The 20,122-nt window shown below is 62.1% G+C and carries 20 protein-coding genes; 10 read left to right on the top strand and 10 right to left on the bottom strand.

Translation table 11 applies throughout. From position 1 onward, the window contains the following. Positions 1-72: 72 nt before the first annotated feature. The 4 genes from FN060_RS13345 to ubiE form a co-directional block, all read right to left on the bottom strand. Positions 73-870: a COG3904 family protein gene (locus tag FN060_RS13345; RefSeq protein WP_142588556.1), complete on the bottom strand. Its 798-nt coding sequence runs from the start codon at positions 868-870 to the stop codon at positions 73-75. Continuing rightward, positions 867-2,174: a hypothetical protein gene (locus FN060_RS13340; RefSeq protein ID WP_142588555.1), complete on the bottom strand. Its 1,308-nt coding sequence runs from the start codon at positions 2,172-2,174 to the stop codon at positions 867-869. Before FN060_RS13340 ends, FN060_RS13345 begins: the two co-directional genes overlap by 4 nt. Positions 2,175-2,319: 145 nt before the next feature. Next, positions 2,320-3,882, bottom strand: a complete 1,563-nt coding sequence (gene ubiB, locus FN060_RS13335) for a 2-polyprenylphenol 6-hydroxylase (protein ID WP_142588554.1) — start codon at positions 3,880-3,882, stop codon at positions 2,320-2,322. 43 nt (positions 3,883-3,925) lie between these two features. Continuing rightward, positions 3,926-4,702: a bifunctional demethylmenaquinone methyltransferase/2-methoxy-6-polyprenyl-1,4-benzoquinol methylase UbiE gene (gene ubiE, locus FN060_RS13330; RefSeq protein WP_077547427.1), complete on the bottom strand. Its 777-nt coding sequence runs from the start codon at positions 4,700-4,702 to the stop codon at positions 3,926-3,928. Positions 4,703-4,845: 143 nt separating this feature from the next. Here ubiE and mutM point away from each other — a divergent pair, with 143 nt between their 5' ends. From mutM to dnaA, 4 genes are all read left to right on the top strand, one after another. Further along, positions 4,846-5,736, top strand: coding sequence for a bifunctional DNA-formamidopyrimidine glycosylase/DNA-(apurinic or apyrimidinic site) lyase (gene mutM, locus FN060_RS13325; RefSeq protein WP_142588553.1), 891 nt, complete (start codon positions 4,846-4,848; stop codon positions 5,734-5,736). 12 nt (positions 5,737-5,748) lie between these two features. Next, positions 5,749-6,525 carry an enoyl-CoA hydratase gene (locus FN060_RS13320; protein ID WP_142588552.1) on the top strand — a complete coding sequence of 259 codons (777 nt, stop codon included), beginning with the start codon at positions 5,749-5,751 and terminating at the stop codon, positions 6,523-6,525. A gap of 164 nt (positions 6,526-6,689) precedes the next feature. Further along, complete coding sequence (gene rpsT / locus FN060_RS13315; RefSeq protein WP_052641590.1) at positions 6,690-6,956, top strand: 30S ribosomal protein S20; 267 nt, start codon at positions 6,690-6,692, stop codon at positions 6,954-6,956. A 913-nt stretch (positions 6,957-7,869) separates the two neighbouring features. After that, positions 7,870-9,333, top strand: coding sequence for a chromosomal replication initiator protein DnaA (dnaA, locus tag FN060_RS13310; RefSeq protein ID WP_425312169.1), 1,464 nt, complete (start codon positions 7,870-7,872; stop codon positions 9,331-9,333). A 68-nt stretch (positions 9,334-9,401) separates the two neighbouring features. Here dnaA and hemW read toward each other — a convergent pair whose 3' ends face one another. The 4 genes from hemW to rph are packed head-to-tail and all read right to left on the bottom strand — an operon-like array spanning position 9,402 to position 12,385. Continuing rightward, positions 9,402-10,580 (bottom strand): radical SAM family heme chaperone HemW, encoded by a 1,179-nt coding sequence (gene hemW, locus FN060_RS13305; RefSeq protein ID WP_244665810.1) that lies wholly within the window; start codon positions 10,578-10,580, stop codon positions 9,402-9,404. Positions 10,581-10,584: 4 nt separating this feature from the next. Further along, on the bottom strand, positions 10,585-11,229 hold the full coding sequence (gene rdgB, locus FN060_RS13300; protein ID WP_142588549.1) for an RdgB/HAM1 family non-canonical purine NTP pyrophosphatase: 645 nt from the start codon (positions 11,227-11,229) through the stop codon (positions 10,585-10,587). Positions 11,230-11,242: 13 nt separating this feature from the next. Then, positions 11,243-11,653: a VOC family protein gene (locus FN060_RS13295; protein WP_142588548.1), complete on the bottom strand. Its 411-nt coding sequence runs from the start codon at positions 11,651-11,653 to the stop codon at positions 11,243-11,245. A gap of 12 nt (positions 11,654-11,665) precedes the next feature. After that, positions 11,666-12,385 (bottom strand): ribonuclease PH, encoded by a 720-nt coding sequence (gene rph, locus FN060_RS13290; RefSeq protein ID WP_052636600.1) that lies wholly within the window; start codon positions 12,383-12,385, stop codon positions 11,666-11,668. A gap of 174 nt (positions 12,386-12,559) precedes the next feature. Between rph and hrcA the strand changes: the two genes are divergently transcribed. Together hrcA and grpE are read left to right on the top strand one after the other, a co-directional pair. Continuing rightward, positions 12,560-13,642 (top strand): heat-inducible transcriptional repressor HrcA, encoded by a 1,083-nt coding sequence (gene hrcA / locus FN060_RS13285; RefSeq protein ID WP_142588653.1) that lies wholly within the window; start codon positions 12,560-12,562, stop codon positions 13,640-13,642. 87 nt (positions 13,643-13,729) lie between these two features. Next, positions 13,730-14,389, top strand: coding sequence for a nucleotide exchange factor GrpE (gene grpE / locus FN060_RS13280; RefSeq protein WP_142588547.1), 660 nt, complete (start codon positions 13,730-13,732; stop codon positions 14,387-14,389). A 75-nt stretch (positions 14,390-14,464) separates the two neighbouring features. Here grpE and ptsN read toward each other — a convergent pair whose 3' ends face one another. Together ptsN and hpf are read right to left on the bottom strand one after the other, a co-directional pair. Then, positions 14,465-14,926, bottom strand: coding sequence for a PTS IIA-like nitrogen regulatory protein PtsN (gene ptsN / locus FN060_RS13275; RefSeq protein ID WP_052636604.1), 462 nt, complete (start codon positions 14,924-14,926; stop codon positions 14,465-14,467). A 65-nt stretch (positions 14,927-14,991) separates the two neighbouring features. Then, positions 14,992-15,564, bottom strand: coding sequence for a ribosome hibernation-promoting factor, HPF/YfiA family (gene hpf / locus FN060_RS13270; RefSeq protein WP_052636606.1), 573 nt, complete (start codon positions 15,562-15,564; stop codon positions 14,992-14,994). A 299-nt stretch (positions 15,565-15,863) separates the two neighbouring features. On the opposite strand from hpf, the gene FN060_RS13265 reads away from it, so the two are divergent. From FN060_RS13265 to FN060_RS13250, 4 genes are read left to right on the top strand one after another with little or no spacing between them, the layout of a single operon-like run. Then, the gene (locus tag FN060_RS13265) at positions 15,864-16,952 is read left to right on the top strand and encodes a class I SAM-dependent methyltransferase (protein WP_244665809.1); all 1,089 of its coding nucleotides are present in this window, start codon (positions 15,864-15,866) and stop codon (positions 16,950-16,952) included. Then, positions 16,949-17,809: a TrmH family RNA methyltransferase gene (locus FN060_RS13260; RefSeq protein WP_142588546.1), complete on the top strand. Its 861-nt coding sequence runs from the start codon at positions 16,949-16,951 to the stop codon at positions 17,807-17,809. Before FN060_RS13265 ends, FN060_RS13260 begins: the two co-directional genes overlap by 4 nt. Continuing rightward, the gene (gene lspA / locus FN060_RS13255) at positions 17,806-18,315 is read left to right on the top strand and encodes a signal peptidase II (protein WP_183949986.1); all 510 of its coding nucleotides are present in this window, start codon (positions 17,806-17,808) and stop codon (positions 18,313-18,315) included. The genes FN060_RS13260 and lspA overlap by 4 nt, the downstream gene beginning before the upstream one ends. A gap of 56 nt (positions 18,316-18,371) precedes the next feature. Beyond that, entirely contained in the window at positions 18,372-20,024 is a 1,653-nt protein-coding gene (locus tag FN060_RS13250) for an ATP-binding response regulator (protein ID WP_142588545.1), read from the top strand. Positions 20,025-20,122: the final 98 nt, after the last annotated feature.

The following is a 20,122-nucleotide window of genomic DNA, read 5'->3' as shown; positions in this document are numbered from 1 at the left end:
AATGCGGCGGAAGCTAAGCGTTTACCCCAGAAGTTGCAACTTGGGGCAAGCCGGCCGGAACAGGCGGTCCAGCTAATTGGCAGCTTGTGCGGTGGCGGCGCTCGGCGTCGTCAGCTTGAACTCGGCCATCTCTTGGGGCGTCAGGTAGTAGAGCCTGTCCGGCGGGGTCTCCAGCGCGTTGAGCCAGAGACCGGCGCCAATACCCATCTCTTCCAGATGCCGGACAATCCTCGCCGTGGTGTTCTGGGCGCCGGACATAGCCTCTTCTGCCGTCGGCCGCGCTTGTCCTCCGTTGAAGACCTGATGGACGCCGACGACGGCATCGGCTTCCGCCTCGCGCACTACGCCGCCGGCAAAAACCAGAGGACAGGAGGACGCGCAGAGCGCCTTGGTCTCGACCCTCGTGTTTAGCCCTCGCTCCCGAATGAGCCGCGAGATCTCCAGCGCGTCGTCGACCGAACCGCCCGGCGAGTTCAGCGTTACGGATTTCACGTATTCGCCGCGAGCCTCGATTTCCTCGGCGAAGCGCGCAGCGGCGCCGACATCGATGGAGCCTTCTGCCTTCAGTTCTCCGCCCGCGGCGAGTTCGAACCGGATTGGTTGGCGGAGGACCTCCGGAGGGCTGGACGGCTGTACCGGCGGCCCTTGCGGCACCCCGTCCGTCAGCGCGGGCGGCAGGACCGGCGCATCCGTTCGCAATGGGTCATGACCGGGAAGCGAGGCATTCGCCAGGCTCAGCTCGCGCATGTCGATGAAGACGAAGGCACCCGAAGCGAGCAACAAGCCGAAGAACGCATAACGCATCAGCGAGCCATCGTCGGTCCGCAGGAAAAGGTCCTTGAGCCGGGAGGCAAGGCGTGATGGCCTCATGCCTGCGGCCCCTTTCGCGGCAGTTTCGGCGGCATGTCGAGGTTGGTTATGTTGGTCGGATGGTCGGAGGCAGGATCCTGCGTCTCCGCCTGCCGGATAGCATTTTCGGGATCAAGCCCGCTCCGCTCCACCGCTCGCCGCACCTCAAGTGCCTCGAGAAGCTCCGCGGCCGTGATCCGATGCGCAAAGGGCAGCCGCTCGTCCTGCCTGCGTATGACGCCATGGACGACAGCCAGCATGAAGACCAGCACGGCAGGCAGAAGGTCGATCGAGATCGCGCCGGCCCACGCGGGAATGAAATCATCCGCATAGCGCAAGACCGCCTCGGCGGATGAGAGCGGTACGAACCGGCGTTCGGCAACCGGCTCGCGGGCAAGGATGTCGTCCGCCGCCTGCGACAGGACCGTCGATTGGGCCGCAACCGACGCCCGGATGGTCGCCATGACCTGATCCTGCCGGTTGGCGAGATCCGCAGCCCGGCCATCCGCGACCGGGGCGATGAAGCCGAGCGAGAGATCCTCGGCCGCACGCTTGACCGAAGGCGCGATGGATGTCTGCTGTAGCGATGTGATGACGCCGGACAGCGCCACCACCTCGGCGGAGAACTGGTCACTGCGGGGCGCAATGGCGCCGGGCGCCGATACAAGGGTTCGCATCGTCTCGAGATGGGTGCGGCCCTGATCGAAGAGATTGGTCACTCGCTCGCGGGAGGCAATGATGCCGGACTCCAGCTCTCCAAGCTGCGCCGACATCTGTGATAGAAGCTGTACCACGCTGCCGGAGCCGGTCGTGCCGGTCAGCGCACCCGACTCCCGCTCATCCTCGGCGAGCCGGGCAAATCTCTCCGACGTCCGCTGAATGTCAGGAAGCAGGCTCTGGGCGGCAAGTGCGTTCTGGTGCGCCTTGTCGAGATCGGCCGTATAGTCCTCGACGGTTTCCGCCAGATGCTGTTCGAGCGCTGCCGACCCGGCGAGTGCTGCCGCGTTCAGCCAGCTGGACATGGCAATAATCATGGCGCAGCCAAGTGCCATGACACCCAGCATCGCGCCGCGGGCGGCGGCGCCTGTCACATGCGGATAGAAGCGGCCCATATACGACCAGAAGGCATAGATCGCCACGGATACCGAGGCGGAATAGATGATCGCGGCAAAGAAGACCGCGGTCGGGGAGCCGTCGAGCAGACTTCTCACTCCGAGATAGGTGTAGACACCCGAGGCAAGGGCCAGAACTGCGAGGGCGAAGCGGGTCATCGTTTCGACGGCGACGACCCCGTCCTGCAGTCGGTGCGATGCGCCAAGCGCCATGAAGCTACTCCAGAGGATTGAATTCCTTAAGAGATGGTGAAGAAACCGGCGAAATGAAGGCCTCGGCCCGCGCAGCGATGCTGGAGTGCGGACACATTTTCGGCAAACGTCCCACACGTGCCTGCGGTGCGGTTGGCAGGATGTCCTAGGAGATCGCGACCGCCAGATAGACCAGACTGAGCGCAATGATCCAGAGCGCGACGCGTCCGGAGCGGGTGTGGCGGGCCTCGGAGCGGCCAATGGCCTCGGCGCTCTGCGGGTCGAACCGCAGGCCGTGCTCGCTCATGTGAACCACCTCGTGATGGAGCTTTTCGGTCTTGGCGGCGATTTCGGGAAGGGCCTCGGCCAGCTTCATCGCGGCCTTGACGCCATCCTTCAGGTCTGTGGCGATACGCTTCGGTCCGAGGTTGTCGCGGATCCAGTCCCCCACCACCGGCTCTGCCGCCTTCCACATGTTGAAGCGTGGATTGAGCATCCGCGAGACGCCTTCGACGACGACCATGGTCTTCTGGAGGAGGATCAGCTCGGGCCGCGTCTGCATCTCGAAGAGATCGGTGACTTCGAACAGCAGCGCCAGAAGCCGCGCCATGGATATCGTTTCGGCCGGTTGACCGTGGATAGGCTCGCCGATGGCTCGGATCGCCTGGGCAAAACTTGCGACGTCATGGTGGGCGGGGACATAGCCCGCCTCGAAATGCACCTCGGCTACGCGCCTGTAGTCACGGATGATGAAGCCATAAAGGATTTCGGCCAGGAAGCGCCGTTCTTTCTTTCCCAGGCGTCCGACGATGCCCATGTCGACGGCGACAATGGTGCCGGCGGCATCCACGAACAGGTTGCCGGGGTGCATGTCGGCATGGAAGAAGCCGTCGCGCAACGTGTGCCGCAGGAAGGACTGGATCAGGGTCTCTGCGAGGCGATCGAGGTCGTGACCGGCAGCGCGCAACGCTTCCATGTCCGACAGCTTGATGCCGTCGATCCATTCCATCGTGATGACGTCGCGGCCGGTTCTCTCCCAGTCTACGATCGGTACCCGGAAGCCGGGGTCGTTCTTCGTGTTCTCGGCGATTTCGGACAGGGCGGCCGCCTCGAGGCGAAGGTCCATCTCCACCTTCGTCGTCTGTTCGAGCGTCCGCGTCACCTCGACGGGGCGTAGCCGGCGGCTCGACGGCATGAACCGCTCCTGCATCCGCGCAAGCAGGTACATGCTCTCGATGTCATGGGCAAAACGTTGCCTCACACCGGGTCGCACAACCTTGACCGCCACCTTTCGCCCATCGACATACGCAGGATGGACCTGTGCGATGGAGGCCGCGGCGATCGGCTCGCCGAATTCCGAATAGAGATCCGCGATCGTTCGCCCCAGCGAAAGCTCCACCGCCGTCTTCGCCATGTCGGTCGGGAAGAAGGACATCCGGTCCTGCAGCATCGAGAGGTCGAGCGCCCAGTCCACCCCCACGACGTCGGGGCGCGTGGCAAGAAACTGGCCGATCTTGACATAGGAGGGGCCAAGCCGGTCGACGGCACGTGACAGGCGGGTGCTGCGGGCCTGCCGCTTGGCACGGATACGGGCGAAAGGTTCTGCCAGTGATTTGAGCAGGCCAATGGACGGCGGCATGTCCTGCGTCGGCAGCGCCGATACGACGCCTTCGCGGACAAGCACCCAGCCCACGCGCACAAGCCTGAAATAGGCGCCGATCGTGCTCATGGGCAGCCCCCGCCGCGTCGCATTTCCATTCCTGTCATCGGCGTCAAAGCTTCCAGCCGGAATGCAGCGCAGCAATGCCGCCGGTGTAATTGGTATAGGTGACGCGGGAGAAGCCGGCTTGGCGGATCATCGCCGCGAAATTCTCCTGATTGGGAAACTTCCGGATGGATTCGACCAGATACTGATAGGGTTCGCTGTCGCCGGTAATCATCTTGCCGAACTGAGGGATCGCCTTGAACGACCACTCATCGTAGAACCGGTCGAGGAGCGGCAGCCCGACCTCGGAAAACTCCAGCACCAGCAACCGCCCTCCGCGCTTCAGGACGCGGTAGGCCTCCGATAGCGCGACATCGATGTGTGGCACATTGCGGATGCCGAAGGCGATCGTGTAGGCGTCGAAGCTGTTCGGCTGGAACGGCAGTTCTTCGGCGTTCGCCTCGACGAAGGTGAGGTTGTCGGACAGGCCCTTCTTTCGCGCACGTTCAGCGCCAACCGCGAGCATCGAACCGTTGATGTCGAGCACCGTCGCATGGCCCTTCCGCCCGGACGCCTCGACGATCCGGAAGGCGATATCGCCCGTGCCGCCGGCAACGTCCAGTACCTTGTAAGAAGGATCCTTGCGAGGATTGAGCGCGGTGACCAGGGCGTCCTTCCAGAGCCGGTGCAAGCCCCCCGACATGACATCGTTCATGATGTCGTAGCGTTTGGCGACCTTGTGGAACACGTCGTTGACGAGGTGCTGCTTCTCGCCCTCGGCAACTTGGCGGAAGCCGTAGGACGTCTCCATGCCGCCTTCTGCGGAGGTGCGTGCTTCACTCATCGGAACTCCTTGCTCGTCCGGTCGCTGGCCATGGCGAAATCGCTCCAGCCTCGCTATCTGTGCCGCATGTCGATGACAATGCGACCGCTGGCCTTGGTCTATAGACGAGGCGGGCGGGGCTTGGAACAGGAAGTTAGATAGTCATGCCGGAATTGCCAGAGGTGGAGACGGTACGGCGAGGACTTGCGCCGGCCATGGAAGGTTCCACCATCGAGAGGCTGGAACTGCGCCGGCAGGATCTGCGCTTCCCGCTTCCCGAGAACTTTGCCGATGCCTCACAAGGCAGGCGGATCGTTTCGCTGGGGCGGCGCGCGAAGTATCTGCTGATCGACCTAGACGACGACATGACCATCATCTCTCACCTCGGAATGTCGGGATCCTTCAGGGTCGAGGGAGAGGCGGCCTCCCAGACCCCAGGCGGCTTCGCTCTTCCGCGCTCGAAGGACGGGAAGCATGACCATGTCCTGTTCCATCTGCGCACGCCGCAGGGCTGGTCGCGCGTGGTTTACAACGATCCGCGGCGCTTCGGTTTCATGCATCTGTGGAAACGCAGCCAGCTCGATGCCTATCCGCCTTTCGCCGGGCTGGGGCCAGAACCGACCGGCAACCTGCTCGATGCGGACTATCTGGCACGCAGGCTTGGCGGCAGGACCCAGCCGCTCAAGGGTGCCCTGCTCGACCAGAGCGTGGTGGCCGGGCTCGGCAACATCTATGTCTGCGAGGCGCTCTGGCGCGCACACCTCTCGCCGCTTCGAAAGTCAGGCTCGTTGGTGACGCCGACGGGAGGGCCAAAGAAGCAGCTTCTGCTTCTGACGGAAGCGATCCGTGCCGTCATCGCCGATGCGATCGCGGCTGGTGGTTCCTCCCTGCGTGACCACATCCAGACGGACGGCTCGCTTGGCTATTTCCAGCATTCCTTCTCCGTCTATGACCGCGAAGGGGAGGCTTGCAGAACGCCGGGCTGCAACGGTACGGTCTCGCGCATCATCCAGGCTGGCCGCTCGTCTTTCTATTGTGCGAGTTGCCAGAAATAGGGAGGAACCACCATGCAGGATTTCGAAACGCTGCTGATTGAGACACGCGGCGATGTCGGGCTGATCACGCTGAACCGGCCGAAGGCGCTGAACGCATTGAACTCGACCGTGATGCGCGAGCTCACGCAGGCGCTCCGCTCCTTCGATGTCGATCCGCAGGTGGGTGCGATCGTGCTGACCGGTTCGGAGAAGGCTTTTGCCGCCGGCGCGGACATAAAGGAAATGCAGCCCGTAAATTTCGTGGATGCATACCTGGACGACCTGCTGGGCGGCTGGGAGGCGATTGCTGCGACACGCAAGCCCATCATTGCCGCAGTCTCGGGTTATGCACTGGGAGGAGGCTGCGAACTGGCGATGATGTGTGACTTCATCATCGCAGCGGAGAATGCGAAGTTCGGGCAGCCGGAAATCACGCTTGGCGTTATCCCAGGCATGGGCGGGTCGCAACGGCTGACGCGGGCCGTGGGCAAGGCAAAGGCCATGGACCTCGTGCTGACGGGCAGGATGATGGACGCGGCCGAGGCGGAGCGGGCTGGACTCGTCGCCCGCATCGTCTCGACGGAGCGCCTGCTCGACGAGGCGCTGGAGGCGGCCGCGAAGATTGCGTCCTTCTCGCGTGTCGCCGTGCTCATGGCGAAGGACGCGGTCAATCGCGCCGACGAACTGACGCTCGCCGAAGGATTGCGCCTGGAACGGCGCTTGTTCCAGTCCCTGTTCGCTACTGCCGACCAGAAGGAAGGCATGGCTGCTTTCATGGAGAAGCGGAAGCCCGACTTCACCAACCGGTGAAGGCAAAATGCGCGTTGACTGCGGGCGCCATTCAAGTTATATGCCGCGCCACAGTTGGGAAAGCCTGATCAAGGCTTCCTCTAATGCTCCCCAATTGCTGAAGATCTGGTCGCTGACGGCCGCGGCAACGGTGGAGTTTGGTTCGAATTCGTAGAGAGGCATAAATGGCCAATACAACTTCGGCGAAAAAGGCGACCCGCAAGATCGCTCGCCGTACCGCAGTCAACAAGGCTCGCCGTTCGCGCGTTCGCGGCTTCATCCGCAAGGTGGAAGAAGCGATTGCTACGGGTGATGTCGCAGTTGCCGCCGAAGCTTTGAAGGCGGCGCAGCCGGAGATCCATCGCGCAGCGACCAAGGGTGTCCTTCACCGCAACACTGCATCGCGCAAGGTGTCGCGTCTGGCGGCTCGCGTGAAGGCTCTGTCTGCCTAATATTAGCAATTCAAAATTCTGTGATGAGCCTGGCACGCGTGCTGGGCTTTTCTGATTCCGGCTCGTCTGTCTCTTTTCTGTGACGGTCCACCGCGCGGATGTGTCGGCGACATGACACAGAAAATCTATCGATTCCAATTACTTGGGGGAGCTCTCCGAAAAGTGGAGCCTCTGTCGTCTTCCGGGGTTGGGCGGGAAACGAGTCAAGCACTTTTTTATTTTTTCTCTGTATACCTGCTCCATTCACGCGCCGTTTTGGAATCCTATTGATTCGAAAAGGATTCTCGGGGGCGCCTTTCAGGTGATGCAAACCGGGCCGGAAGAGTCAACGCTTGCCAATTAATTTTGGGTAAAAATCAGCATTGATCTCCACCTCCGATCCTGCCTAAATGAATTCAGCAAGGGCACGGGGACGACTTCAAGAAAGCCGCCGCCATTCGCGTTTTACTGGCGCGGAGCAGCAGCTTTTTGGCTCTTGTTGCGGACTGCGATGTCCGCTTTCCATGTAACCAAAGGTTGTGCGCCGGATTCCTGTCGGGAATGCGAACGGGACCGGTATGCGACGACTGGCTTCGGCCGGAGACAAGGAGGAAGTGGGGACGGGTCTCGTCAGGACGAGGATGGGAGCCCGGGTAAATGATCGCGGAGACGCGGCGGTAGGTTCGAGGAGCGGTATCTTTGACTGTACCGCAACGACGACAAAGGAAGCAGGGACGGCTCGACGATGATGCAGCAGCAGGTCGAGCTTGCGAGATCGAGGATGGTCTGGCGGCAGCGGTGCCGCTGGTACAGGAACTAGAAGGCGGCAGAATAAATGCAGACGAATACGGCGGCACGTGCATTGGGCGAGGCGGGCCATGTACGACAGGCATTCGAGACAGCATCGACGCAGACAAAAGAGGTAAGCTCGGACATGACGGATGAAGCTCTCTTCGGTCGCGTAAAGCAGCGGTTGAAGGCCCAGGTTGGTGCCGATGTATACACGAGCTGGTTTGGTCGCCTGAAGCTTCATTCATTCTCCAAGAGCGTCGTTCGGCTGAGCGTTCCAACCACCTTTTTGAAATCGTGGATCACCAACCGCTATCTTGAGCTGATCACCAGCATCTTTCAGGCGGAGGAGCCGGGCATCCTGAAGGTGGAGATCCTGGTTCGCAGCGCCAGCCGAAATCCGCGTCCGGTTTCCGCAGAAACTAGCCCTCAGGCCACGGAGGCCGCCCCCGTCGCTACGCCCTCTGCCTCGCGGCAGCCGGTATCCCGCGAAATCGGCAAGATCGCCACTTTCCCGACAGCCGCGGCGAGCCCGCGACCGAGTGCTGCCGCGCCGCTGTTCGGCTCACCGCTCGATTCCCGCTTCACCTTCGATACCTATGTGGAGGGTCCGTCCAATCGGGTAGCACTGGCTGCGGCCCGAACGATTGCCGAGGCTGGCGCCGGCGCCGTCCGGTTCAACCCGCTGTTCATCCACTCCGGTGTCGGGCTCGGAAAGACGCACCTGCTCCAGGCGATTGCCAATGCCGCCGTCTCCAGCGCCCGCGCGCCGCGCGTCGTCTATCTGACCGCCGAATATTTCATGTGGCGCTTCGCAACGGCCATCCGTGACAACAACGCTCTGACGCTCAAGGATTCGCTGCGCAATATCGACCTCCTGATCATCGACGACATGCAGTTCCTGCAGGGCAAGATGATCCAGAACGAGTTCTGCCACCTCCTCAATACCTTGCTCGACAGCGCCAAGCAGGTGGTCGTGGCCGCCGACCGTGCGCCTTGGGAACTGGAGTCTCTGGACCCGCGCGTCCGTTCGCGCCTGCAGGGCGGCGTGGCGATCGAGATGGAAAGCCCCGACTATGAGATGCGCTTCGAAATGCTGAAGCGTCGCCTGGAGGCGGCTCAGCAGGAAGACGCCTCGCTGGACATCCCGGTCGAAATCCTCTCGCATGTGGCCCGCAATGTCGCCAATAGCGGTCGCGACCTGGAAGGTGCCTTCAACCAGTTGCTCTTTCGCCGCTCGTTCGAGCCTTCGCTGTCGCTCGAGCGCGTCGACGAACTGCTCGCTCATCTGGTCGGCACTGGAGAGGCAAAGCGCGTCCGCATCGAGGACATTCAGCGCATCGTCGCCCGCCACTATAATGTCTCGCGGCAGGAGCTCGTCTCCAACCGCCGCACGCGTGTGGTGGTGAAGCCTCGCCAGATCGCCATGTATCTGGCGAAGACTCTGACGCCGCGGTCGTTCCCGGAGATCGGTCGCCGCTTCGGCGGACGCGACCATACGACGGTACTTCATGCTGTACGAAAGATTGAAGACCTGATCTCGGGCGACAGCAAGCTTTGCCACGAGGTGGAGCTTCTGAAGCGGCTGATCAATGAGAACAATGCCTGATAAAGAAGGCCGGCAGAGATGCCGGCCTTCTCGTCTATCGGGGCAGGGGCCGGTTGCTGCCCAAATCCCTAGCAGGCCAGATCCGCGACCACGGCGTCCAGGATAAGCATGCCCTTCGGGGTGCAGCGCAGCCTCGAATTGCCAAGGCGTTCGATAAAGCCGTGTTCCAGTAAGGTCTGTTCCCGTACCGGGTCGGGATCGCGGCCGGACAGTTGCTGCCAGCGGGCAAGGTCGACGCCCTCGGTCAATCTCAGCCCCATCAACAGCAGTTCGTCGGCCTGCTCGTCGCGGCCGAGGTCCTCTTGGTCCACAAGGCCGTGCCCCTGTTGCTCTACGAGCTCCAGCCATGTCTCGGGACGCCGTTCCGTCGCTGTCGCGATCTTGGCCGCGCCGCGTGTGAGGCGGCCGTGTGCTCCCGGCCCGATCCCCGCATAGTCGCCATAGCGCCAGTAGGTGAGGTTGTGGCGGCTCTCGGCGCCCGGTCGGGCATGGTTTGAAACCTCATAAGCCGGCAGTCCGTGACGGGCGGTGATCTCCTGCGTCGCCTCGTAGAGGTCCGCAGACTGATCGCCGTCGGGCACGACAAGCTTACCGGCCTTGTGAAGGCCGTAGAACGGCGTGCCTTCCTCGATGGTGAGCTGGTAGAGCGAGAGGTGGTCGACCGCATAGGAGATCGCCTGCTCGAGCTCCGCCTCCCATGCCTCGACCGTCTGTCGTGGACGGGCATAGATGAGGTCGAAGTTCATGCGGGGAAAGATCTCCCGCGCCAGGCGGATCGCCTTCAGCGCGTCGGCCACGTCATGGAGCCGGCCCAGAAATTTCAGGTCGGCATCGTTGAGGGCCTGCACGCCCAAAGACACGCGGTTCACGCCTGCCGCCCGATAGCCGCGGAACCGCTCCGCCTCGACGCTGGACGGATTGGCTTCCATCGTGATCTCGATACCATCCGGCACATGCCAGTACCGGGCAATGCCGTTGAGGACTGCGGCGACCGTGCCCGGCTCCATCAGCGATGGCGTTCCGCCGCCGAGGAAGATACTGGTAACGGTCTTCGGCCCGCTCATCTGGCGCATGGCGGCCATCTCCCGCAGGAAGGCGGCCGTAAAGCGAGGCTGGTCCACGGGCTGGTGCCGGACGTGGCTGTTGAAATCGCAGTAGGGACACTTGGCCGCGCAGAACGGCCAATGCACATAGATGCCGAAGCCGGGTTCCCCGGTATCGGGCAGAAGGGGCGCGTCCGGGTTCAACGGCTCAGCTCTCCAGGCAGGTTTCCACGAAGCGCTTGAATGCGCGGGCGCGGTGCGAAAGCGCGTCGGAATCCCCGGGCTTCCAGCCATGCTTTTCTTCCGCGCTCATCTCGCCGAAGGTCGTGTCATAGCCCTTCGGCTGGAAGACCGGGTCATAACCGAAGCCCTTGTCTCCCCGGGGCGGCCAGACGACGCGGCCCTCGACCTCGCCACGGAAGAACTCCGTATGGCCATCCGGCCAGGCAAGGCAAAGCACGCTCACGAAGCGGGCGGTGCGCTGCTCGGCGGTGGTTGCCCCGCGCTCTGAAAGCGCCTTCTCGACCTTCTCCATAGCCATGGTGAAATCGCGGCTGCCGTCCTCGCGCTCTGCCCAGTTGGCAGTGTAGACGCCCGGTTGCCCATCGAGTGCATCGACGACGAGGCCGGAATCGTCGGAGAGCGCCGGAAGGCCGGATGCCGTGGCGGAGGCCAGTGCCTTGATGGCTGCGTTCTCCTCGAAGGTTGTACCGGTCTCGGCCGGCTCCTCCAGCGCCAGTTCAGCCGCAGATTTCGCGCTGAAGCCGAACGGAGCGATCAGTTCGGCGATCTCGCGGATCTTGCCGGCATTGTGGCTGGCGACGACGATCGTCCTGGTGTCGAGTTTGCGCATGTTCCTGATTTCCTCAGCCGATGGACCAGAGGCCCGGTTCGGCGCATTCGAGACTGTTGCCCGCCGGATCGCGGAAGTAGATCGACCGGGCGCCGTTCGGCCATATCACGTCGCTCTCGATCGCGACGCCTGCCTTCTTCAGCGTGTCGGCGACAGCGTCGAGATTGCTGCGGGCAACCCGGAAGCAGGCATGGCCTGCGCCTGTCGCGCCATGTGGCGGGACTTGCGGTCCGTTCACGGCAGGCGGCTTCACCGTCTCGTCCGGATTGAAGACAAGCAGCACGCCTTGCCCGCACCGGAAGAAGACATGGCGGTTGCTGGCCCGGACGATCCGCTCCAGTCCCAGGATGCCGCCGTAGAAACCCTCTGCCGCATCGAGATCTTCGGCATAGAGAGCAGTCTCGAGCATCCCTTCGATCAGCATCGCTCTCTCCGGTCAGGCAGTGATGGCCTGCTTCTGAAGTGCCACCAGTTCCTCGGTACCCGCCTTCGCCAGAGCCAGCAGGGAAAGGAACTCCTCCTGGCTGAACGGCGCCCCCTCGGCGGTTCCCTGTACTTCCACGATTCCGCCCGTGCCGGTCATGACGAAATTGGCATCCGTTTCGGCGGCGGAATCTTCGAGATAGTCGAGGTCGATGACCGACTGCCCAGCGAAGATACCGCAGGAGATCGCCGCGACGTGGTCCTTCAGGACCTTGTCGAGCTTCGTCATCGAGCGGGCTTCCATCCATTTCAGGCAGTCGTGCAGAGCAATCCAGCCGCCCGTGATGGCAGCGGTTCGCGTGCCGCCGTCCGCCTGGATGACGTCGCAGTCGATGGTGATCTGCTTTTCCCCAAGCGCGCTCAGGTCCACCACGGCGCGAAGCGAGCGGCCGATCAGGCGCTGGATTTCCTGGGTGCGCCCGCCTTGCTTGCCGGACGCAGCCTCGCGCTTCATCCGATCACCGGTCGCGCGCGGCAGCATGCCGTATTCCGCCGTCACCCAGCCCTTGCCGCTGTTGCGAAGCCATGCCGGAGGCTTCTCCTCAAGGCTCGCGGTGCAGAGAACGTGGGTGTCGCCGAAGCGGACGAGGCAGGACCCTTCCGCATGTTTCGAGAAGTTGCGCTCGAAGGAAACCTTGCGCATCTGGTCGGTTTTTCTGCCTGAAGGCCGCATGTCATGCTCCTGAGAATTTCCTAGGCGTTCTACGGACGTCGCCCGGCATTTGCAAAGGAAAAGGGGCGGGGCGCGTATCGGAGCGGTCCCGAAGGCGCGCAGAACTTCCGTGTGGCGAAGACCGCGCCGGATGACTATATTCCACCCAGACGAACCGAGGGCTCCAAGGGAACGATGGGATTGATGGAACGAAGGGAAAGCGGCGCGGTGCTTGACGACCGTTCGCGTGAGATCTTCAGACGCATCGTCGAAAGCTACCTTGAAACGGGAGAACCATTGGGCTCTCGAAATCTCTCCCGCCTCCTGCCCATGTCGCTATCGCCGGCATCTGTCCGCAATGTCATGAGCGATCTGGAAGAGCTCGGTCTCATCTACTCCCCACACGTCAGCGCAGGGCGATTGCCGACCCAGTCCGGCCTGCGCTTTTTCGTCGATGCCTTCATGCAGGTGGGTGACCTCTCGGAGGAGGAGCGGACGAGCATTGAACGGCAAATCCGCCCGGAGGACCGTGACCGACCGCTCGAGAGCCTGATGCACGATGCCAGCCGGATGCTCTCCGGTGTCTCGCGCGGCGCCGGCATCGTCGTCACCACCAAGAGTGATCCTATTCTCAAACATGTCGAGTTCATCCGGCTGGAGCCGACCAAGGCCCTCGCCGTCCTGGTGGGCGAACATAACCAGGTGGAAAACCGCATCATCGACCTGCCTGCGGGAGTAACTTCCTCGCAGCTGACAGAAGCCGCAAACTTCCTCAATGCTCATCTGACGGGCCAGACTCTCCTTGAGCTTCGCGCTGAACTCGAGAGGCTGAAGACGCAGGTTCAGACCGAACTGACAGCGCTGTCGCAGGATCTCGTGCAGCGCGGCCTGGCCGTCTGGTCCGGGACGCGCGAAGACGGCAAGCCGAACCAGTTGATCGTGCGTGGGCGCGCAAACCTTCTCGAAGGAATGACGGGTCTCGACGACCTGGACAGGCTGCGCCTGCTCTTCGACGATCTGGAGAAGAAGGACAGCCTCATCGAGATACTGAACCTTGCCGAAAGTGGGCCGGGCGTCAGGATTTTCATCGGGTCGGAGAACAAGCTCTTCTCGCTCTCCGGCTCGTCCCTGATTGTCGCCCCCTACAGGGATCAGGAAGAACGCATCGTGGGGGCCGTCGGCGTGATAGGTCCGACACGGCTTAATTATTCGCGGGTCGTCCCGATGGTCGACTATACCGCACAGCTTCTGGCGCGCCTGACGCGGCAGCCCAGATAACATCCCATTCTCGGACCAGCCTTGATTTTTGAGGTTCAAACCTCGATATCGGGCACGACTTTGTGAACGAAGATACCGGAGAAGGTCATGACCGACGAGACAAAGAAAACCGGACCTGACGCGGGAACGCACGAAACCGCCGCGGAAAATGCTGCCGAGGCTATAGCATCGGGGCAGCAGGATCAGGAGACGGTTGAGGGTGGTGAATCTCAGACCGCCGAGCCTGATCCCATCGAGGCAATTAGGGCCGAAAATGCCGATCTTCGTGATCGTTTCCTGCGTATGGCCGCCGAGATGGAAAACCTGCGTCGTCGTACGGAACGCGATGTGAAGGACGCAAAGTCCTATTCGGTCGCCGCTTTCGCGCGCGACATGCTGGCCGTCTCCGACAATCTCCGTCGGGCGATCGATGCCGTCCCGGCCGAAATTCGTGCCGCGGCCGACCAGAGCCTGACCTCGCTGCTCGAAGGCGTGGAAATGACCGAACGTTCGATGCTGTCTGCGCTCGAACGCCACGGCGTGAAGAAGATGGACGCCGAGGGCCAAAAGTTCGATCCCAACTTCCACCAGGCCATGTTCGAGATCCCCAATCCCGAAGTGCCGAACAACACCATTCTCCAGGTGGTTCAGGCGGGTTACACGATCGGTGAGCGTGTCCTGAGGCCGGCCATGGTGGGCGTTTCGAAGGGAGGGCCGAAGATCGACGCAACCACCGCCCCCGGCGAGAGCGAGACAACTAACGGCTGACAACCTTTCCGTAAAAGCAAAATAGCCGCCCGCTGCCATACGCGCCGGGCGGCTATTTCGTTCTCAGCTCTGTTGTCAGGCGGCGGTTGCCTGTTCCTGGTTCAGGAAGGCGTAGATCGCCGATGCCGAATCCGTCTGGCGAAGCTTCGCGACCAGTTCCTGGTCGCGCAACACTCGGGCGATCCGCGAAAGCGCCTTGAGGTGGTCCGCTCCTGCCCCTTCGGGAGCAAGCAGAAGGAATACGAGATCGACGGGTTCATCGTCCAACGCTTCGAAATCGACGGGCGTTTCAAGCCGCGCGAAGACACCGCTAATGGACGAAATACTGTTGAGCTTGCCATGCGGAATGGCCACGCCGTGACCGACGCCGGTTGAACCCAACCGTTCCCGCTGCAGGATGACGTCGAAGATCTCCCGCTCGGCAACCCCGGTGAGCTTGGAGGCCCTAGAGGCCAACTCCTGCAACAGCTGCTTCTTGGAATTCACTTTTAGGGCGGGAATAATCGCATCTTGCTGTAGCAGATCTGCCAAAGCCATTCTCTTCTTCCTTTTTACCACCGCAAGGTGGAGGGAGCGTCGTCGCCGACGCTCTCCCAGAATCGTTAGCCTTTGATATTGGTGGAGTCGATCCAGCCGATATTGCCGTCGTTGCGGCGATAGACGATGTTCAGGTCTTCCTTGCCGGGGCTCCGGAAAAGCAGAACCGGCTCGTCGGTCATGTCCAGGGCCATGACGGCGGTAGCGACCGACATCGTGCGCAACTGCTTGGAACTTTCCGCCACGATGGTGGGCGCGAAATCCTCTGGCAGTTCCTCGTCTTCTTCCGGAATGGCATCCATGACGGTGTAAGCGATTTCCTGGCCGTTGCCGTGGGAACCGCCATGATGGTCCTTCAGCTTGCGCTTATAGCGCCGAAGGCGCTTCTCGATGCGCTCTGCGGCGGCATCGAAGCTCAGCTGCGGATCGTTCGCCTGGCCTGCTGCATGCAGGACAATGCCGGTATCGAGATGTATCTTGCAATCGGCCGAAAAACGCGATCCGGATTTCTCCACGATCACCTGACCTGCGTACCCCCCGTCGAAGTACTTGGCGACAGCCTCGCCGATCTGGTCCTCGATCCGCTGGCGGAACGATTCACCGATCTCCATCTGTTTACCAGATACACGCACACTCATGGATTGGTTCCTTCTTATCGTGACTTGCGTGTTTCAGTCTACGCCAACCATCCACCTCATCCAAGCGCTTCACGCGGCACCGGGATGTTTTTAGGAGGCATGGGGAGTGGGTAAGGGTGCTTGCTTTGTCCGTTGCAATTGCGGCGGGCTTCTACGCCTGTGAACCTCTAAAGTCAACGCATCCCTAATGGACGCCCCAGAGTAGAAGGTCTCCGGTGACCCTCGCCGGCTCTAAAGCCCTTTGCCAACTGCCGGGGCAATTGCTATTTGCAGCGAAACGTCAACCGATCGGATGTGCAGTGAAAAACAGGGAAAAACGCACGGAGCGGAGACCCGGCACGAGCGGCAGCCCGCGTTCCGCGCGCCCCCGTCCCGGCGGGCCGGTAAAGGGAGAGCGCGAGGGAGGATCTGTCGCTGGCGGCCGAGCGGCGGCCGAGCCGGCGCCACAGCGGCCCCTCATCCAGCGGGTCGGAGAACGCCCGTCGGAGCGCGTGCCGGTGATCCTGGAGTCGCGTGGTGCCGGGGACTTTCACCTGATCGACAGCGGCAATGGGTTGAAGCTCGAGCAATATGGGCCTTATCGGATCGTCCGGCCCGAGGCGCAGGCGCTCTGGCAGCCGTCGCTCCCCCCTTCAGTCTGGGAGAAGGTCGATGCCGTCTTCACAGGAGATACGGACGAGGACGGCATTGGACGCTGGCGCTTTCCGAAGGAGGCGCTGGGAGAAACCTGGCCCCTGTCGCTGCTTGGCGTCGATTTCCTCGGTCGGTTCACCTCTTTTCGGCATGTCGGCGTGTTCCCGGAGCAGATCGTCCACTGGGAGTGGATGAAGCAGCAGGTCGAGAGCGCTGGTCGCCCGCTCAAGGTGCTGAACCTCTTCGGTTATACGGGGGTCGCCTCGCTTGTCGCGGCCGCTGCCGGCGCCGAGGTCACCCATGTTGACGCGTCGAAGAAGGCGATTGGATGGGCTCGCGAGAACCAAGCCTTGTCGCGCCTGGAGCGGGCGCCGATCCGTTGGATTTGCGAAGACGCCATGAAGTTCATCCAGAGGGAGGAACGGCGAGGCAACCACTACGACATTATCCTGACCGATCCGCCGAAGTTCGGCCGAGGTCCCAATGGCGAAGTCTGGCACCTGTTCGAGCATCTTCCCCTGATGCTGGACGTGTGCCGAGAACTGCTGTCTCCTAACGCTGTCGGCCTTGTGCTGACCGCCTATTCGATCCGGGCGAGCTTTTATTCGATCCACGAACTGATGCGCGAGACCATGCGCGGCGCGGGCGGTGTCGTGGAATCGGGAGAACTGGTTATCCGCGAAACGGGAATCGACGGCGGTGCTGTCGGCCGTGCACTGTCAACATCCCTATTCAGTCGCTGGGTGCGCGAATGATCAATGACCACCACAACGAGGGTTCTCGGCGCGTCGGCCAGGTAAAAGAGGTGACCAGCCTCTCAAACCCGATCGTCAAGGATATCAAGGCGCTCAGCAACAAGAAGGATCGCGAGCAGAGCGGGACCTTCATGGCAGAAGGGCTGAAGCTGGTCATCGATGCGCTGGAACTGGGCTGGACTATCCGGATCCTCGTCTATGCGAAGGCCGCCAAGGGAAAGCCTCTGGTGGAACAGGTAGCTGCCCGCACAGTCGCCAAGGGGGGGCTCGTGCTGGAAGTAAGCGAGAAGGTTCTCTCCTCGATCACGCGGCGGGACAATCCGCAAATGGTGGTCGGCATTTTCGAGCAGCGCTGGACGCCGCTTGACGACCTCCGGCCGAGCCAAGGCGTGACCTACGTGGCCCTCGATCGCGTCCGCGATCCGGGCAATCTGGGCACGATCATCCGCACCGCGGACGCGGCCGGTGCCTCTGGCGTGATCCTGATCGGGGAATGTACCGATCCCTTCTCGCTGGAAACCGTCCGCGCCACGATGGGATCCGTTTTCGCGGTCCCCCTCGCCAGAGCGACGACCGAGGAATTCTTTGCGTGGCAGAAGCGTTCGGGTGCCCAGGTCGTCGCAACCCATCTCGCCGGTGCGGTTGACTATCGGACAGTCAATTATGAAAAGAAACCGACGGTCCTGCTGATGGGTAATGAACAATCAGGTCTTCCCGAGGCACTGGCGAAGTCCGCAGATCGACTGGTGCGCATCCCACAGCAGGGCAGGGCAGACAGCCTCAATCTTGCGGTCGCGACGGCGGTCATGCTCTTTGAGGCCCGCCGTCATCTCCTGAAGCTGGAGGACGCCGGATGATGGTAGCGACTGCTTCCAGGTTCTCACGTCCGCTCGTCGCCGGAGTGCTTATCGTCATTGCCGTCGTGCTGGATCAGGCGATCAAACTTGCGGTCGAAGCCTATCTGCCGCTGGAAGAGGCGGTTCCCGTCCTGCCGATGCTGGCGCTCTACCGGACCTACAATCTCGGCGTCGCCTTCTCTCTCCTGTCGGGAATGGAGAGGGAGTTCATCATCGGCATGCGGGTCGTCATTGTCGCGTTCGTGCTCTGGCTCTGGCGCCGCACGCCGGGGGAACGTGGTTTCGCCCATCTCGGATTCACCCTCATCGTCGCAGGCGCGATCGGCAACCTGATCGATGGGTTCGTCTATGGCCACGTGATCGATTACATTCTCTTCTATACGCAGACCTGGTCTTTCGCCGTCTTCAACCTTGCCGACAGTTTGATCTCGATCGGGGCTGCCCTGGTCATCCTGGATGAGCTGCTGGGGTCGCGGAAGGCTGCCCGCGCCAGCGAGAGCGAGTAGAGATTTGTTAGCTTTGCAGGTGCAATGTTCGGGGAAACTGTGCCGGGCCATTTCCGATGCGTTTCCCCTTTGCCACCTTGAAGGATCGCCTGCCGCGGCTGCGTGACAGCTGCTCGGTCTTGATAGATCGCATTTCCGGCAGGCGGCTGCGTGACGCAGAAGCGGAAAGCGCCGCAAAATCCCGCCAGATTGCCACGGTCGTGCACGAACTGCGAACGCCGCTGAACGGCATCCTCGGCATGACCCATCTTCTCGGACAGACGCGGCTTACCGCCGAACAGCAGAACTATCTGAGCGGCATCCGCCAGTCGGGGCATGCGCTGGCCCAACTCGTAGAAGACCTCCTAGACTTCTCGACGCTCGAAGCGGGACGCTTTCGCCTCAACAACCGGACCGCCAGCATTCGTCAACAGATCGAGACAGTCGTGGAAATGCTCGCACCGCGCGCGCATGAGAAGGGCATAGAGCTCGCCGCGACGGTTGCTGCAGACGTACCGGAACTGCTTGAGTTCGATCCCGCCCGTCTTAGGCAGGTGCTTTTCAACGTGATCGGCAATGCCGTGAAGTTCACGGAACGCGGCGGCGTCCTGATCAGCGTCTGCACGGAAGGTTCCGACATCGTCATCGCCGTCGCCGACACGGGCCCCGGAATGAACGCCGATGCGCGGATGCGGCTGTTCCGTGAGTTCGAGCAGATGGGTGATGCCGCCCAGCGCAGTGGCGGAACAGGTCTCGGGCTTGCCATAGCGCTTCATATATTGCGCGAACTCGGCGGCAGTCTCTCGGCGGCGAGCGAGCCTGGCCTGGGCACCACCTTCACGATCCGTTTCCCGCTGAGGCTTGCGGAGGATGCGCCGGCGGGCGCTACCCGGCGAGGGAGCTTGCTGGAGCGCAATAGGGTGCTGTTGCTGGCACCAGCCGGGCCGGCGGCCACGGCAACCGTCGCGACGATTGAAACGCTGGGGGGGACCTGCCGCCATGTCGAGAGTACGGCGGATGCAGCCGAGCTGCTCACGGGCGATTCCGCGCTGACGCCCTTTACCGATCTCATTGTCGATCATCGGCTGGCGGCCCAGTCGGTAGGCGGTCAAGGCACCGGTCCGCTGCACCGCATCCTCCTCGTCAACCCGGAAGAGCGGGCCTCGCAGCCGCAGGAACTCTATGACGCATGGCTGATACGACCGCTGCGTGAGAAATCACTGATCGATGTCCTGTCCGGCCGCCTCAATGGTTCCCGGAGCCGTGAAGAAGCGAGTCTCCCGGCCGGATCGACAACGGAAGCGGTGAGCCCACCTGCAGTGTCGAGACTACATGTTCTTGTCGCAGAGGATGATCCCGTAGGAGCGAAACTGGTCAGTGCTGCTCTGAGGAAAAGAGGCCATCGGGTGGATATCGTCGACAATGCAAGATCGATTCTCGATCATGCCGTGATACCGGACGGTCGCCCCGATGTCATTATCACCGACCTTCACATGCCGGGCATGCCCACCATGGAGGCATTGTCGGAACTGCGGCGGCATGAAGGTTTGAACCGGCTTTCAGCCACGCCGGTCATCGTGCTTTCCGGAGATGCTTCAGGACAGTCGCTGGTCGGTTCGGAAGCACTCGACATAAGCGCGCGGCTCGGGAAGCCCACGGATCCTCAGCATCTGCTGCAACTGGTCGAACAGCTGGCCTCGCGTAAGGTGGCGCCAACGGAACTGCATTGACGGGCGGCTCTGCCCCAACCTATTGTGACACCCATTGTCATTTTTCTGTTGCGGGAAGATGATTATACGGCGGTGAGTTGAACCTGTGGGGCAAATCG

The sequence above is a fragment of the Pseudorhizobium halotolerans genome, assembly GCF_902153235.2.
In the GTDB taxonomy this organism is placed as follows: domain Bacteria; phylum Pseudomonadota; class Alphaproteobacteria; order Rhizobiales; family Rhizobiaceae; genus Neorhizobium; species Neorhizobium flavum.
The sequence above is the reverse complement of the archived record's forward strand: the minus strand, read 5'-3'. Positions and strand labels throughout refer to the sequence as shown.